Source organism: Flavobacterium sp. P1_E4, assembly GCF_056405915.1.
This window is the reverse complement of record NZ_JBFUBE010000006.1, coordinates 207,972-223,950: the sequence shown is the minus strand read 5'-3', so window position 1 is coordinate 223,950 and position 15,979 is coordinate 207,972. Positions and strand designations below refer to the sequence as shown.

Below are 15,979 nucleotides of genomic sequence, written 5' to 3'. Positions count from 1 at the left end.
AAAATTAATTAAAGTTAAAAGGAACTGGAGGTTCTAACAATGACGGATTAGTATCAATTGCAGATTGTGGCAAAGGCAATTCAAAATAATCGCTTGTTGGAGTTATCTTTCTAGAAACTAAAACCGTTCTGTCATCATCAGAATAAAAACCAACTTCCTGTTGCGAAATAATTGCTGTTGCTTCAGCTAGACCACGACGTTTTAGGTCAAAGAAATATTGCCCTTCAAGTGCAAATTCAATTCTTCTTTCATTAAACAACTCGTCTCTTGTAAGTACTGTTTTAATTGGTAATCCTGCTCTAGTTCTCACTTCGTTGAAGGCTTTTAACGCTGATCCATTTGCTGTAGAATTGGCTCCAGCCAAAATTGCTTCGGCATGCATTAATAAAATATCAGAGTATCTTAATATAATTGTGTTTTGTGATGTTCTCATAAAAAATACATCATTTCTCTCTGCAGCAGAACCTACAATATACTTTCTGAAATTAGATGCCGTAGAAGAGAGTATTTTTTTATATCTGAAACCACCTTCCTTTTTTAACAATTCAGGATAAAAGTCGCCGTCGGTCATGATAGTATTCTTTTTTCTGATATCCTTTGCTTCAAAACCGTCTTGTAATGAAATAGAAGGCAAGTAGACACCCCATCCGTCACCGCCGCCAGTTATTCCAGTACCATTAGGAACTATGTAGGCTTGATTTGTATTTTGAGTTCCCCATTCGGTAGCAATAGCTTTCCATTGTAGAGCAAACATACTCTCTGCGCTATTATTGTTTTCTGGACTGCTAAACAAGTTTCCATATTCTTGAATTAGGGAATATTGTGTCCCCATAATTTCTTGGGTTAAACTAGCACACTCAGCATATTCATGTAGCGTTAAATGTACTTTTGCTAGAATACCCTTGGCTACTGTTCTATTGACATACCCTTTCTTTAATGACTTTTCAGGTAAATTTGCAGCGGCATATTCTAAATCTTGTTTTATAAATTTATAAACATCTTCTACAAGATTTCTTTTTGGCTGCGCAGCAGAACCTGCTTTATCAATGATAGGCACAGCGCCAAAAGTTCTCACTAAATAGAAATAAGCATTTGCTCTCATAAATCGTGATATCGCAATCGAATTTTTATAAGCTGCTTCTGGTAATTCGCTTTTTCTGTCTTCAACCAACTTCATTAAATTATTTGATTGATCAACAACCGAAAATAAAGAAACGTATCCTTCTGTTAAAATTGGATTTTGTGATGTTACCTGAGCATTTAGAAATTGTGCATAAGCTCCATCAAATGTAAAAGCGTTACCAGCATACATATCTCCTACAGCAATTAAGAATTTATCATTAAAAGCAAACCAAGGTTTGAAGTACAAACTCTCGGCGATTCCGTCAAAAGCTGTAATTCCTTCGGGTAAATCACTAGGCGTTAATTGATTTTCAGATGGTGCATTCAAAAATTCATCTGAACAAGAATACAAAGACAGCAATGGTATGAGCATTCCCATCATAAAAAGTTTAAAAAGTCTTTTCATAACTATTATTTTTTTATATTAATGACTATTAATCATTAAGTTAGATACTATTTTATTTAAGTTTTAGAATTTCAAATCTACCCCTATAGAAGTCGTTCTTGGAACAGGGTATCTCCCTAAATCAATACCACTCAATGTTATATTTTGATCTAAATTTCCTAAAGCAGGATCAAATCCTGAATATTTTGTAAACGTGTACAGATTTTGCACATTTGCATAGAATCGAACACTAGAGAAAATAGAATTATCGAATATCTTAGTTGGCAGATCATAGCTCAAAGAAACATTTTGAATTCTTAAATAAGAGCCGTCTTCAACAAATCTGTTCGAGATTCTACCATTTCCATTTGGATCAGTAAGCGTAATTCTAGGCACATTTGTATTTTCGTTTACACCTGCTTCAAACGCATTTAAAGCATCAGTACCTACGTTTGCGTATCGATCTCCAAATCCTGGATAGATACCATCTGTATAATGGCGTGTAAAGTTGTAGATTTCGTTGCCTTGGCTTCCTGTTAAAACAATTCCTAAAGTGATGTTTTTGTATTTGAAAGTATTCGTGAATGAATACGTAAAATCAGGAATTGCACTTCCAATTGCAGTTTGATCTTTAGCATCAATTTTTCCATCTCCATTAAGATCTTTAAAACGGATATCACCAACAGCTGTCCCTGTTTCCTGAGTAGGTCCTGCAGCTAGTTCCGCATCACTTTTAAACAATCCGTCAGTAACATATCCATAAAATTGTCCTACTGGTTGTCCTTCTGTAGTTTTAGTAACGGTATATAAGTCGAATTGTACTTTCCCTAATAAAGATTTACCATCACCTTGAAAACTAGTTAACTTATTATTGTATTGTGATAAAATAATAGTACTATCCCAAGTGAAATTTTCAGTTACAATATTTCTTGTATTTAGTGTAAATTCTACTCCTTTAGTTTCAATTTCACCCGTATTCAAATAGTAGTTAAGAGCACTTTGATTGGATTCGTCGTTGATTTGTTTTGTTAAGAAATCGGAAGATTTTTTAATATAATAATCAAATGCAAACTTTACTCTATTATTAAGCATATCTAAATCAAGACCAGCATTGAAAGATTTTAGTGACTCCCATTTAATATCAGGATTACCTAAGTTATCAATTGTTGGAGATGAGCCTCCAAATGGAGATGGAGTTAAAGTTAAAATGGTTTCGTATCTATTGGCTGGAATATTTTGATTTCCTACCGAACCGTAACCAACTCTAAACTTCAAATAATTTATGGTATTTGATAATGGCTCAAAGAATTTTTCGTTACTCACAGTCCAACCTCCAGAAAATGATGGGAAATACCCCCATTTATTATTCGGTCCAAAGTTTGAAGAAGCATCAGCTCTTAAAGAAGCAGAGAATGAATATCTATCTAAAAAACTATAATTTAATCTCGAAATATAAGAAGTCATCGACCATCTGCCAGAACCATTTTGGTTTAAAGCAGTATCAATATCACCTAAATTTAAGTTGGTAAAATCTTTATTTAAAAAATCCCCAGTTCTGTAACCGCTTAAATATTCCCATTGACTTTCTTGAGCCTCCTGACCTAATAGAAAAGTGAAGTTGTGTTTTTCATTGAAGGTTTTATTATAAGTCAAATAATTTTTGATACTCCAATAAAAGCTTTGGTCCTGTTGTTTGAAAGATTTGTTTAAAAGTTCAGATACATTTCCTAAAGTATATGCAGGAGCAAAAGAACTGCTTTTTGCAAAATTCAAATCATATCCTAATTCTGATCTAAAAACCAATCCTTTCGTAAGAGTTAAATCGGCATATAAATTTCCGTTGATTTTATATCTGTCGTTTTCTGCATTATTGTATTCAGCCATAGCAATTGGATTAGTTGTCTCATTTGCCGAAGAACCTAAACCAGAGATAGGACCCGCGTAAGAACCGTCAGCATATCTAACCGGTAATTCTGGAGATTGTCTTAGCGTATTCATGACTAAACCACCTCTGTCATCGTTTCTTACTACTGTTTGAGACGACTTGCTTAATGCAACATTATTACCAATTTTCAACCAGGATTTAACATTAGAATCTACATTTAATCGCATGGACATTCTATTGAAATCTGAATTGAGAACAACTCCATCCTGATCAAAATAATTTAAAGAAGTATAATATCTTGTCCCGTCTTTCTCACCTGAAAATGACAACTGATGATTATACATTAAAGCAGTTCTAAAAAGTTCGTCCTGCCAGTCTGTTCCCTTTCCTAATAAATCAGGCTTTTGATATTGAAACGGAATAGGCTCTCCACTTAATGCAAAAACTTTTGTTTGATATTTAGCATATTGTGGTAAGTTTAAAACATCAACAAAATTTGTTACCTCCTGAGCTGCTACATACGTTTCATAAGCAACTGTGGATTTCCCTTTTTTCCCTTTTTTGGTGGTAATCAAAACAACTCCGTTGGCTCCATTAGCCCCATAGATCGCTGTTGATGAAGCATCTTTTAAAATATCAATAGATTCAATATCTGAGATATTTAAACTAGACAAAGCGGAATTTTTTGTTTGTCCACTTCCTCCGCCTAAGGCGCCAAATGAAAAAGAATCGTTATTCTTATCTGCAAATATTGGAGTTCCATCTATAACATATAATGGTTCGTTTCCATTAATAGACGTAATTCCCCTAATTTGAACAGAGATCCCTCCTCCAGGCGTACCTGAATTTTGAGTCACATTCACACCCGCTGCTTTTCCTACAAGTGCTTGGTCAATAGAAGTAAAAGGTTTGTCTTGAATTTCTGCAGCTTTTATAGATGAAATAGCGCCAGTCAAGTCTTTTCGTTTTGCGGTTCCATACCCTATGACAACTACCTCATTTAATGTTTTGGTGATCTCATTAAGATGTACAATTAAATTTGTTTGGCCATCAGACTCAATTTCTCTTGTTTCGAAACCGACGAAACTGAAGATAATTTTGGATTTTGGTGGCACTTTGTCCAGAATAAATGAACCGTCGAAACTACTTGAGGATCGAATGGATGTTCCCTTTACAGAAATATTTACGCCAGACAAAGGCAATCCCGAAGACTCCACTTTACCTTTAATAGTCTGTCCAAAAAAGGAAAATCCAGACAGTATTAAAACTAGCGTTACTAATTTTTTAAATAATGTTTTTTTCATGAAAAAGTTGTTTTGGTTAGTTTTTAAAAGCTTGTTTATTTTTTAAATAATCCATATTTGAATATCTTCTTGTAAGAGGGAATTTCTTTTTTAGAAAAATAAAAATTCAAATATTTTAAAAAATATACATGCCCAAAACTACCTTGTTCGTTACTGAAATTATAACACGCATGATGCATAATCTAGCACATTTGTTGCAGAAATGGATCAAAAACTCCCTAATCATAAGGGATGACAGATTTATAAGGCAAAATTTGTTTTTGCCACATTCATAGAAAAATCACGTTATTAATTTATTATCAAAAAGAATAAGGAAGAAAAATAGGTTTTTGATAATTATTGAAAAAACAGTGATAAAGGAATTGGGATTTAATCAGTCCAACAATCCTTTCTCGTTCCAAAAGACGTTATGTGAGATTTATTTTTATATAATATTCGGTTTTTAAGGTTCCTGCAAGGTCTTTTTCGGGACCTTGTAGGTGTCTTATCATCGGTAGTCATACCTACAAGGTTAAAAAAAACCTTGCAGGATATCCAATTAATAACAAATTAAAAAGCGTATCATTTGACTTGTTTCAAAAGCAAAAAAAAAAGGAAATTCGAGAAGAATTTCCTTTTTTTAAACATTGCTTTCAATTATTCATTTGTGTTGATTTTATCATCATCATTTTTATGAGTTGGAAGATGACCGTATTTTTCCTTGAAGCATTTTGTAAAATAGGATGGAGATGTGAATCCTACTTTATAGCTAATCTCATTGATGTTATTATTACCCAATGTAATTAATTCTTTGGCTTTTTCTAATCGTACATTTCTAATGAATTCATTTACGGAAATTCCCGTAAGTGTTTTTATTTTTCGATAGAGCTGGCTTCTGCTCAAGAATACTTTTGAAGCCAATATCTCAACACTTAAATCCGATTCGTTGATGTTTTCATGAATATAACTCAATATTTTTTGAATAAACTCATTGTCTACTGTAGTTGTTTTTGCTTTTGTTTTTTTAGAAATTCCATGATAGAATTTATTGAACATAATCTGTCTGCTGGTGAGCAGTTGCACTAAACTGGATCTTAAAATATCCATATCAAAAGGTTTGCTTAAATAAATATCGGCACCAGAATCTATTCCTTCAAGCTTGTCTTTGACCATAGCTTTTGCCGACAGCATCAATAATGGAATATGACTTGTTTTTATATCTTTTTTAATGTTTTTACAAAAGTCTAAACCATTCATTATAGGCATAATTACATCGGTCATAATGATGTCGGGGGATTTTTCTAAAGCCAATTCCAATCCTTTTTGACCATTTTCTGCAACAAGCACTTTGTACTCTTTTTTCAATTCATTTTTTAAGTAGTTCCTCAATTCGGTATTGTCTTCAACGATAAGAATAGTGTGCACTTTTTCTGAAGCAGGTTCACTGGGTTTTTCTTTGTTTAAAACAGATAAAAGGTGCGGTGTTATTTTTGCTTCTTTTTTGAATGTTTCTTTAACAATTTCATCTTGGGTAAAGAAATCATTTCCAAGTGGAAAAGTAACAGTAAATGTTGATCCAATTCCCAATTCACTTTCGACTTCAATTTTTCCTTTATGCAATTCAACAAATCCTCGAACGACTTCTAAACCAATTCCTGTACTGCCATAATAGGCTTTACTTAAATTGTTTACTTGATAAAAACGGTCAAATATTTTTTTGATATCTTTTTTGTCTAATCCAGCGCCGGTGTCGGATATTGCAATTTCAAAATAAGGAATTTCATTTTCAGTATTGGTTAACGGGAATTGCTCTGTTTTTTGTGATGCATTTATTTGAACTTTTATAAATCCATGATCGGCAGTAACTTTAAAAGCATTGGATACAATATTGAAAATTATTTTTTCGACCATTTTTGGGTCTAGCCAGTCATATAATTCGTCTATGTTTGATTCAAAAGCTAAGGTAATTTCACGGCTAGAAGCTTCTTCGTTAAAATACTCAATAATGTCTTTCGTAAAACGAACTATTTCTATTTTTTGCACTTGTACAACGACTTGATTGAACTGTAATTTATTGAAATCCATCAATTCATTTATCAGTTTTGAAAGGCGATCAGAACTTTTGTGCATGATTTGCAGTTTATTCACGACATCATGCGGCAATTCTAAGCCCTTATTTTTGATAATATCAGCTAATGGGTTTAGGATCAAAGTTAAAGGCGTTCTGAATTCATGGGAGATATTGGTGAAAAATTGTAGTTTTTTAGTGTTTAATTTTTCTATTTGTGTCGCTTTATCTCTTTCGAATTTGATTGCTTGCTTTTCTTTAAACCGATTCTGAAAATATTTATTAATGGTATAAAAGGTTCCTGCAATTATTAAAAAATAGAAAAAATAGGCCAAAGATGTTCTCCACCAAGGCGGTAAAATTTCAATATAGAGTTGCAAAGGTTTCTGATTCCAATTACCGCCTCGTGCCGCCGACTTGACTTTGAAAATATATTTTCCAGGAGCTAAATTTGTATAAGTTGCCGAACGTTTATTGCCTACATAATTCCAGTTTTTTTCAAAACCTTCTAGATAATATGCATATTCATTTGTGCTTGGGTAGGAATAATTGAGGCCAATATATTCTATAGTAAATACCGATTGGTCGTAGCGAAGTGTAATATGATCGGTTTCAGATATTACTTTTGATAAGGGAGATTGTGTCTCATTTGGGTGAATTGACTTGTTGAATAATTTAAAATCATCCAAATAAAGTAATGGCTCCTTTATATTATTTGATGTTTTATTAGGATTGAAATAATTTATTCCTTCGTAGCTTCCAAAATACAAATCACCATTTTTGTCATTCAAGATAGCGTTATTGTTAAAATCGTTACTTAAAAGTCCATCAGCGGTTGAGAAATTTACGGCCTTTTTGTTTTTTAAATCTAATTTCGTTATCCCTGTTTTTCCGCTGATCCAGATAGCGCCATCGCGGGATTCGGTTATGGCAACCACAAGCTTTTCTTTGAATCCTGGAAAATCAGTGTACCCTGCTAATTGGTTTTTTCCGCCGTCATAACTAAACAATCCAGAACCGGCAGTTCCTATCCAGAGAATTTTGTTTTTGGATTCATATAAAGACAAAATCGTATTGATGCTTCTATTGGATTTTATGCTTTTCGACATTATATTTTTCATTGATACAACAGAGAAAGTTGCATTTGAATTTTTGCGGACCTGATACAAACCGTCTATTGTAGCCACCCATATTATATTTCTAGAATCTACTAAAACCTTTCGGATGTTTGCAGTGTTTAAATTGTTGGTAACAAATGGTTTTGAATCACAATGGTGAAATTCATTTTTTAGAGGATCATAATAATGTAGTCCTGTCATATAGGAACCAATCCAAATGACGCCTTTTGAATCCTCCGAAAAACTAAAAATTTGGTCCGATGTTAAGCCAGTTGTATTTTTAGAAGTGAAATTGATAAATGTTTTAGATCCTTTTTTCAAAAAATAAATACCATCATTCCAGCTTCCAAGCCAAATATTTTGTTTATGGTCTATAAAAACCGTTAAGATATTATTGCTTGTTAGCCCAGAATAATTTTTGGAGTCTTGATTGTTAATGTGTTTAAAAACTTTGGTAGAAAGATCTATAACATCGACTCCTCCTCCCTCCATGCTAACCCATAACTTGCCAGAATTGTCTTTTTCAATCCCAGTAACTGAGTTTGTCTGCAAAGAGTTGGCATTGGTCGGAAGACTTTCTATAGAATTGAATTTGTCATGTCGTTTATCAAAAATTCCAACTCCTTTGTTGTAATAGCCCAGCCAAATGCGTTTGTCTTTGTCCAAATATAAAGACCAGATTGAATTGGATTTTAAACTATGATTGTCAGATTTACTATTTAGGTATCGATGTATTACATTGCCTTTTTCATTGATTAGAAATAGTCCATCATTTTCGGTGCCACAAAGAATAGTATTAGAATTAACGCCAGTGACGGATAATATTTTATTTTCAGAAATTCGAAATCTGTCTATTTCAACAGTTTTTGGATTGCCTGAAATTTTAAGTAATCCGTTGGAAATTGTTCCAATCCATAAATTTTCATTGGCATCAATATATAAGCTTTCTATAGGGTCTGTAACCGATATTTTTTTTGTGTTCCAAGTGGCTTGCGTCACCTTATTAGTCCTAGAATCATATTCAATTAAACCTAAATCTGTTCCTAAATAAACGTTTCCTTTTTTGCTTTTAACAAAACAATTAATTTTACTGTTAGTGTTTAAAGTTGAGTTTAATTTGATAGTTGTAACTTTTAAGGATTTCAAATTTAATTTGAATAAGCCATGAGCGTAAGTTCCTATTAGAAGATTTCCAGTATTGTCCTGAATGATACTTTTTACCGTTATTGGATTTTTATATCCGGCTGAATATGCTTTTTTCAAGTCTATATTCTCGAATTTGTTTAGATTTCGGTTGTAAAAACAGAGCCCTTCTTCTGTGCCAATCCAAAGCTTATTGTAAGTATCAATGTAGGTTGCATAAATTAAATTACTATTTATCGCGTTCTTGTTTTTCCAGTCGTATTCGTAGTTTGTATAGTTTATTCCGTCATATTTATATAATCCTGCACCATCGGTACCAAACCACATAAAGCCATAATGATCTTGTGAAATACTCGAAACAGCTCTTTTTGAAATTCCTTCTTTTATAGTTAGAAACTGAAAATTATCGAAACTGTTTTGAGAAAACAAATTCGGAATAATAAAAAGGAAAAAGAGTAATACAGTGCCGTATTTGTTGTTGAACATTGTAAAATTATTAGAGTTTAAATAGCGATGCAATTTATATCAAAAAAAACAGATAATGCCAAAGAAAAATTTCGCCACTCTCGATTGCGATCGGGTGTGGCGAAAAATATTTTAAACCATTCGTTTGTTGTTTTTTAGTAAAAAAACTAAACACTTAATTGTGAATAGTACTATACTCGAATAGGCAAATGGATTATTTCATAAAGGTATGTCTATTGCAATTCAAAACTACTTTCTAGCCCTTTGTCAGAGCTTCCTCCTACCATAATTTTGAAAGTACCAGTTTCTACCAAATAGTTTCCGTCGTTATCAAAAAAACCTAGTTCTTTATCAGTTAGCACAAAGGTTACTGTCTTGGTTTCTCCTTTTTTCAAATCGATTAATTCGAATCCTTTTAGTTCTTTTACGGGTCTGGCTAAACTAGCAGCAACATCTTGAATATACAATTGTGCTACTTCTTTTCCATCATAATTTCCAGAATTTGTAACTTCTACAGAAACTTCTACAGGCTCTCCTTTTGCAAAAGCGGCTTTGTTTATTTTTAGATTTTTATATTCAAAAGTGGTATAGCTCAATCCGAAACCAAAAGGGAATTGCGGTGTTTTCTCTACATCGGAAAAATGTGACCAAAATACATTTTTATCTACATCTGTGGGTCTTCCGGTGTTATAGTTGTTGTAGTAAATAGGACATTGGCCCACGTTTCTCGGGAAAGACATAGGCAGTTTTCCGCTTGGATTATAATCTCCATACAGTACTTGAGCAACTGCGTTTCCAGTTTGTGTTCCTAGTTGCCAAGCCTCAACAATAGTTGGGATATGTGTTGCTGCCCAGGGAATTGATAAAGGTCTACCATTATTTAAAACCAGTACAATGTTGGGATTTACTTTATAAATTGCTTCTAATAATTCTTGTTGGTTTCCAGGTAAATCTAGATTCGTTCTACTACGTGCTTCACCAGATTGAAATCCGTGTTCTCCCAAAACCATGATTACCACATCTGCACTAGATGCTATTTTTTTGGCAGCTTCAAATCCGCTTGTATCGGTGGTATTGAAAACCAATTCGTCTAAGAAAGTAGTTTTTCCAACGGTTAAATCAGTTCCTTTTTCATACGTTAATTGATTGTCTTTGTATTGTTGCATTCCTTCTAGGACAGAAACAGCAGTATTGTCATCTGAAGCAATTCTCCAACTTCCCAATGGACTGTTTTTATCATTGGCCAAAGCCCCGATCAAAGCAATTTTTTGTCCTGACTTTTTTAGCGGAAGCAAATTCTTTTCATTCTTCAACAACACAATCGATTTTTTGGCCATATCCAAAACACCGTCGTTATTGGCTTTGTTTCCAATAGTTGCCTTTTCCCGTTTTTCGTCACAATACCTATACGGATCGTCAAATAATCCTAATTCGAATTTTACACGCAAAATTCTACGAACGGCATCATCAACCAAAGCTTCGTTTACTTTTCCTTTCTTTACCAAATTGACCAACTCTTCTACGTATAGATGAGATTCCATATCCATGTCAGAACCTGCATTTACTGCTTTTTGTGTTGCTTCTGCACCATCTTTTGCAAATCCGTGTGCAATCATCTCACGAACTGAAGCCCAGTCTGAAACCACAAAACCGTCAAATTTCCATTTTCCTTTTAGAATATCCCTTTGTAAAAAAGAATTTCCAGTTGCAGGAATACCATTTAGGATATTAAAAGAGTTCATGAAGGTACGAACGCCCGCATCTGCAGCTGCTTTAAACGGTGGTAAAACCGTGTTGTATAATTTAGAATTACTAATGTCTACAGTATTATAATCACGACCGGACTCGGCAAAACCGTAGGCAGCAAAATGTTTTGCACAAGCCACAATCGTGTTTACTTTAGCTAAATCGGCTCTGGAATCTCCTTGAAAACCAGTTATTCTTGCCACAGCAATTTTACTTCCTAAATACGGATCTTCTCCAGCTCCCTCCATTACACGTCCCCAACGCGCATCATTAGAAATATCAACATTAGGCCCAAATGTCCAGTTAATCCCCACAGCCGAGGCTTCATCCGCCGCTATTTGAGCTGATTTTTTTATAGCTTCCATGTCCCAGCTTGCTGCTTCTGCCAGCGGGATTGGACTTAATGTTTTGTACCCGTGAATCACGTCAAATCCTATAATCAATGGAATTCCCAAACGAGTTTCTTCGACCGCAATTTTCTGAACAGCTCTTACCTCTTTTACTCCACGAACAGTCAGCATTGAGCCTACCCAGCCGTCACGCAAATGTTTGTATTTTAATTCGGCAGTTCCTCCTTTTGGCGCAGGCCCTGTGACTTCCCAAAAACCATTGTATTGATTCATTTGTCCCACTTTCTCTTCTAGGGTCATCTGCTTCATTAGCAAATCTATGCGTTCTTCTGTTGGTTTTGTTTTGTCTAAATGTGGCTTTTTCTGTGCGCTAATAGTTCCAATTGTTAATAAGGTATAAAACCCTACTAGGATTGCTTTTTTAGGTATCATTGTTTTTGTTTAATTTTTTTGAAGTATAAATCTGGGTGAATATTGCACGCAGATTATTGCAGACTCGAGTATTTGAAAAGTTTTTTTAAGCGATTGCCTGTATACTCCTTTAAAAGGATCTATACTGTATGAATATTTAGATTGGCCTTTTATATACCGTAACATCATCTACCCACATCATAACAGTTGTAAATAAATTTATTTTGTTTGGATCTATAAAATTCGAGTCGTTTGATCCTACATTCAAATTAAAAATGATATTATGCGGCCCAAAATTATTTAAATTAAGTTTCGATACGCTACTATTAGTATAGGTTGAAACAGTCGCTCCATCTAATTTTATAGTTACCGTTACCACATTGTTTTTCGTACTCCAAAATGATTCATACAAATGCCATCCATTATTCCCGTTTAGGTTGAATGCACTTGGATAGCTTCTTTCGGCGGCGTTTCCTAATTGGTTTGTGCCCGAAGCTGTGCCATAAAAAAGATTAGAAGTAAAACGAGAAGCATTTGGAGCAAAAGAGTAGCCTTCCATGATGTCAATTTCACCTTGAACTGGCCAAGCATTTTCTTGAACACTCCAGAAAGCAGGCCAAGCCCCATAAGTATCTGTGAATGATTTGTAATTGGCACCGTCCATAGCGATTAATTTAATATTGGCTGATAGCATGTACTCTGTATTATTTTCTGGTTTATATTGATAATTAGACTTAATTAGACCTGATTGATATTTAGTTGCACTCAACTTTGTGGTCTTAATTTCTAGACATCCTTTTCCGTCTCTTGTTTGTATCGTAGGTACTGAACTGTTATAATCGCAATATTTAGAATTATAATCAGTACGTTGAGCTTTTGTCCATTGCGAAAGGGTAGAACCTACATTAAACGTATCTTCAAATTGTTTCACCCATGGAGATGAAGCTACTTTGGCTGTAGTACTATTTGTATTTGTACTCGCCGATGGGTTTTCTGATGTAGGAGTTACATCATCAGAGCAGGAAGTACATCCAAATGCACAAGTTAGTGCCCATGCAATTAAACTTAATTTTTTCATGATTTTCTTTTAAATGGTTAATTTTTGGTTCTAATAGAATAATTAATTTGATATTTAAATTGTTGGTTCAAGCTGTTTTTATATAATTAAGAATTGTGTTCTCTAAGCAGTAGTATTCTGAAATTTTATATGCGGTGAATATGTATTCACCATTACTGACTTATCATAAAAAAAGCAAAATTATTTTTGATAAAAGTAGGGGGTATACTAAAGAGCAGGGTATCAAATTTGATGCATAATATATCATAAATGATGTATGGAGAAGCTGTTTTTATTTGAATTGGCTGCTGGTTAGGGATATTGTACGAATTGGCAGTTTTTTAAATAAAAAACAAACCCCGAATCTGCATTAGAAATCTAATGCAGATTCGGGGTTTAATTAAGAAGCCTTTATAACCTGAGTTCAATTAACACAGTACAAAACTTATTTACAAATAAATAATGTCAGTTAATGTTCCTGCAAGGTCTTTTTCGGGACCTTGTAGGTATCTTATCATCAGTATTCATACCTACAAGGTTGAAAAAAAACTTGCAGGATATCCAATAAATAATAAATTATTTGAATAATCAAACTTAGGCTTATGAGTAAAAAAAACACGGATCAAACAGTTTTAAAGCCGTTCAATCCGTGTTGGAGATTTTGAATAAATTGTATTTTGTTATGTCAATTGCTTTAAGGCAATCTCAAATGCCGTAGCACTGATGTTTGTTTTAGAGTTATTTAAGTCATAAGCTTTTGCAATGGCTTTTTTGATCGTTTCAGAAGTGTCATTGAAAATGGCTTCATCGGTCATTTGAACTTTCTTTTCCATGAAATAAGCAAAAACTCTCGCCATTCCGCAATTCGAAATGAAATCAGGAATCAAGCTTACTTTATGATCTACTTCTTCCATGATTGAACCAAAGAAAATTTCTTTATCAGCAAAAGGAACGTTGGCTCCACAAGAGATTACTTCCAATCCATTGGCGATTAAGCTATCAATTTGATTTTGGGCAACCAATCTTGAAGCAGCACAAGGAGTAAATATTTCGGCACCAATTGTCCAGATTTTTTGGTTGATTTCTTCAAAAGGAATCATATTATCGGCAATCAATTTATTTCCGTCTTTGGCAAGGAACAATGTTTTTATTTCTTCAAAAGTAAAACCTTCTTCATTGATTAATCCACCGTCTCTGTCAATGATACCAATGATTTTAGCTCCCATTTCGGCTAAATAAAATGCTGCTGCAGAACCTACGTTTCCAAAACCTTGTACAATGGCTTTTTTTCCTTTTACAGAACCTCCATAAATATCGTAGAAATGACGTACCGCTTCGGCAACACCATAACCGGTAATCATATCGGCAATTGTATATTTTCTAGTTACATCTGGTGAGAATCTTGGGTTTTCGATTACTTTAATGACACCTTGACGCAATTGCCCAATTCTATTGATTTTATCAGCTTCGGTAGGTTTGAAGTGTCCGTTGAAAACGCCTTCTTGCGGATGCCAAACACCACATTCTTCGGTCATTGGAATTACTTCGTGTATTTCATCTACGTTCAAATCTCCACCTGTTCCGTAATAACTTTTCAATAATGGGGAAACCGCTTTGTACCAACGTTGTAAAACTCCTTTTTTGCGGGGATCGTTCGGGTCAAAATTGATTCCAGATTTAGCACCACCAATCGCTGGTCCAGAAACCGAAAATTTCACTTCCATGGTTTTTGCCAATGACAAAACCTCATTCATATCAAGTCCTTTTCTCATACGTGTTCCACCACCCGCAGCACCGCCACGAAGAGAGTTAATCACGGTCCAGCCTTCAGCTTCGGTTTCAGAATCTTTCCAGTTGAAAATGATTTCAGGAGCTTTATTTTCGAATTTCTTTAATAAATCTTTCATATTATTGTGATATATTTATTTTTGACAAATATATAAAAGGTTTTATGAGAAATATGTATTTGATATATTTTTTTTTGCCTTTGAATATTGCTAATAAAAAAATGCTTTTATATCCTCAATAGATATAAAAGCATTTCTATATTTTGGCTCTTTTTAAAAGAGAATGAGCATGATAATATTGGTATTGGCAACCAATATTAAGTCATGCTCATTTATAAATGTGGTATTTAAATTTTTTTTGAAATGATAAATAGTGTTTATTATACTCCTAATAAACTATTTTTTAAATCTTGATCTACTGGATTGTCACCCAACCAAATACCGAAAAATACTTTTTTGAAATCAAATCCAGGAACTTTTCCTTTTAGTGTTCCGTTTTTTGTAACCCAAACAGAACTGTCAATTGGATTATATGTTAATTCAAAAACATCTCCTCTTTTGATTTCTTCTGCTAAGTAACTTTTTAGCAATTCCATTTTTGGTTTTAAAGTATTGAAATCGGTTCCGGCAGATTTTTCGAATCCAGCATTTAATGCTCTGGTCAATTTACCCGAAGAAACTAATGCAGAAGTAATTTCAATACGAATAGACATTTCTAAGTTGTCATTAATGATTTCTTTTGGATTTTGGGTTAGTTGGCTCAAATACAAAGCTTGAATATATACTTCGACCCACATTTTTGATCTAGATCCTGCACCATTCAGTTGTAATGTTTTGTTTTCAAATGTAATTGTTCTTGGAATAGTTACGCCTTCAAATACGATTTGTTGTTGAGCATTTGCCTCAGAGAACAAGGTAGAAATAACTAATGTTATTATCAATAATATCTTTTTCATAATCATGGGGGTTTTGTAAAATTCAAGCAAAAATAATGCTAAATTATCACAAACTTAATGCTTAAGTGGGATTATTTTGCTAAATACGCATATTATTACGTTGTAGTTAACTAATTCCTATAAAAACGTAATCTTCTAGTAAATAATCGCTTACATTAAAAGTGGAAAAATACCTTAAATTGATTTCATGAGGGGAGTATTTC

7 protein-coding genes are annotated in these 15,979 nt (G+C 33.6%); all 7 read right to left on the bottom strand.

What is annotated here, in order from left to right:
• Positions 1-4 precede the first annotated feature (4 nt).
• Positions 5-1,528 carry a RagB/SusD family nutrient uptake outer membrane protein gene (locus tag AC1DY0_RS08825; protein ID WP_477188240.1) on the bottom strand — a complete coding sequence of 508 codons (1,524 nt, stop codon included), beginning with the start codon at positions 1,526-1,528 and terminating at the stop codon, positions 5-7.
• Between the two features lie 63 nt (positions 1,529-1,591).
• Entirely contained in the window at positions 1,592-4,696 is a 3,105-nt protein-coding gene (locus tag AC1DY0_RS08820; RefSeq protein WP_477188239.1) for a SusC/RagA family TonB-linked outer membrane protein, read from the bottom strand.
• Between the two features lie 636 nt (positions 4,697-5,332).
• Complete coding sequence (locus tag AC1DY0_RS08815) at positions 5,333-9,490, bottom strand: hybrid sensor histidine kinase/response regulator (protein WP_477188238.1); 4,158 nt, start codon at positions 9,488-9,490, stop codon at positions 5,333-5,335.
• A gap of 212 nt (positions 9,491-9,702) precedes the next feature.
• Positions 9,703-11,997, bottom strand: a complete 2,295-nt coding sequence (gene bglX / locus AC1DY0_RS08810; protein ID WP_477188237.1) for a beta-glucosidase BglX — start codon at positions 11,995-11,997, stop codon at positions 9,703-9,705.
• 136 nt (positions 11,998-12,133) lie between these two features.
• A complete protein-coding gene (locus tag AC1DY0_RS08805) occupies positions 12,134-13,054 on the bottom strand; it encodes a glycoside hydrolase family 16 protein (RefSeq protein ID WP_477188236.1) in 921 nt (306 codons plus the stop codon).
• Between the two features lie 659 nt (positions 13,055-13,713).
• On the bottom strand, positions 13,714-14,940 hold the full coding sequence (locus AC1DY0_RS08800) for a Glu/Leu/Phe/Val dehydrogenase dimerization domain-containing protein (protein ID WP_477188235.1): 1,227 nt from the start codon (positions 14,938-14,940) through the stop codon (positions 13,714-13,716).
• A 260-nt stretch (positions 14,941-15,200) separates the two neighbouring features.
• The gene (locus AC1DY0_RS08795; RefSeq protein ID WP_477188234.1) at positions 15,201-15,776 is read right to left on the bottom strand and encodes a chalcone isomerase family protein; all 576 of its coding nucleotides are present in this window, start codon (positions 15,774-15,776) and stop codon (positions 15,201-15,203) included.
• Positions 15,777-15,979: the final 203 nt, after the last annotated feature.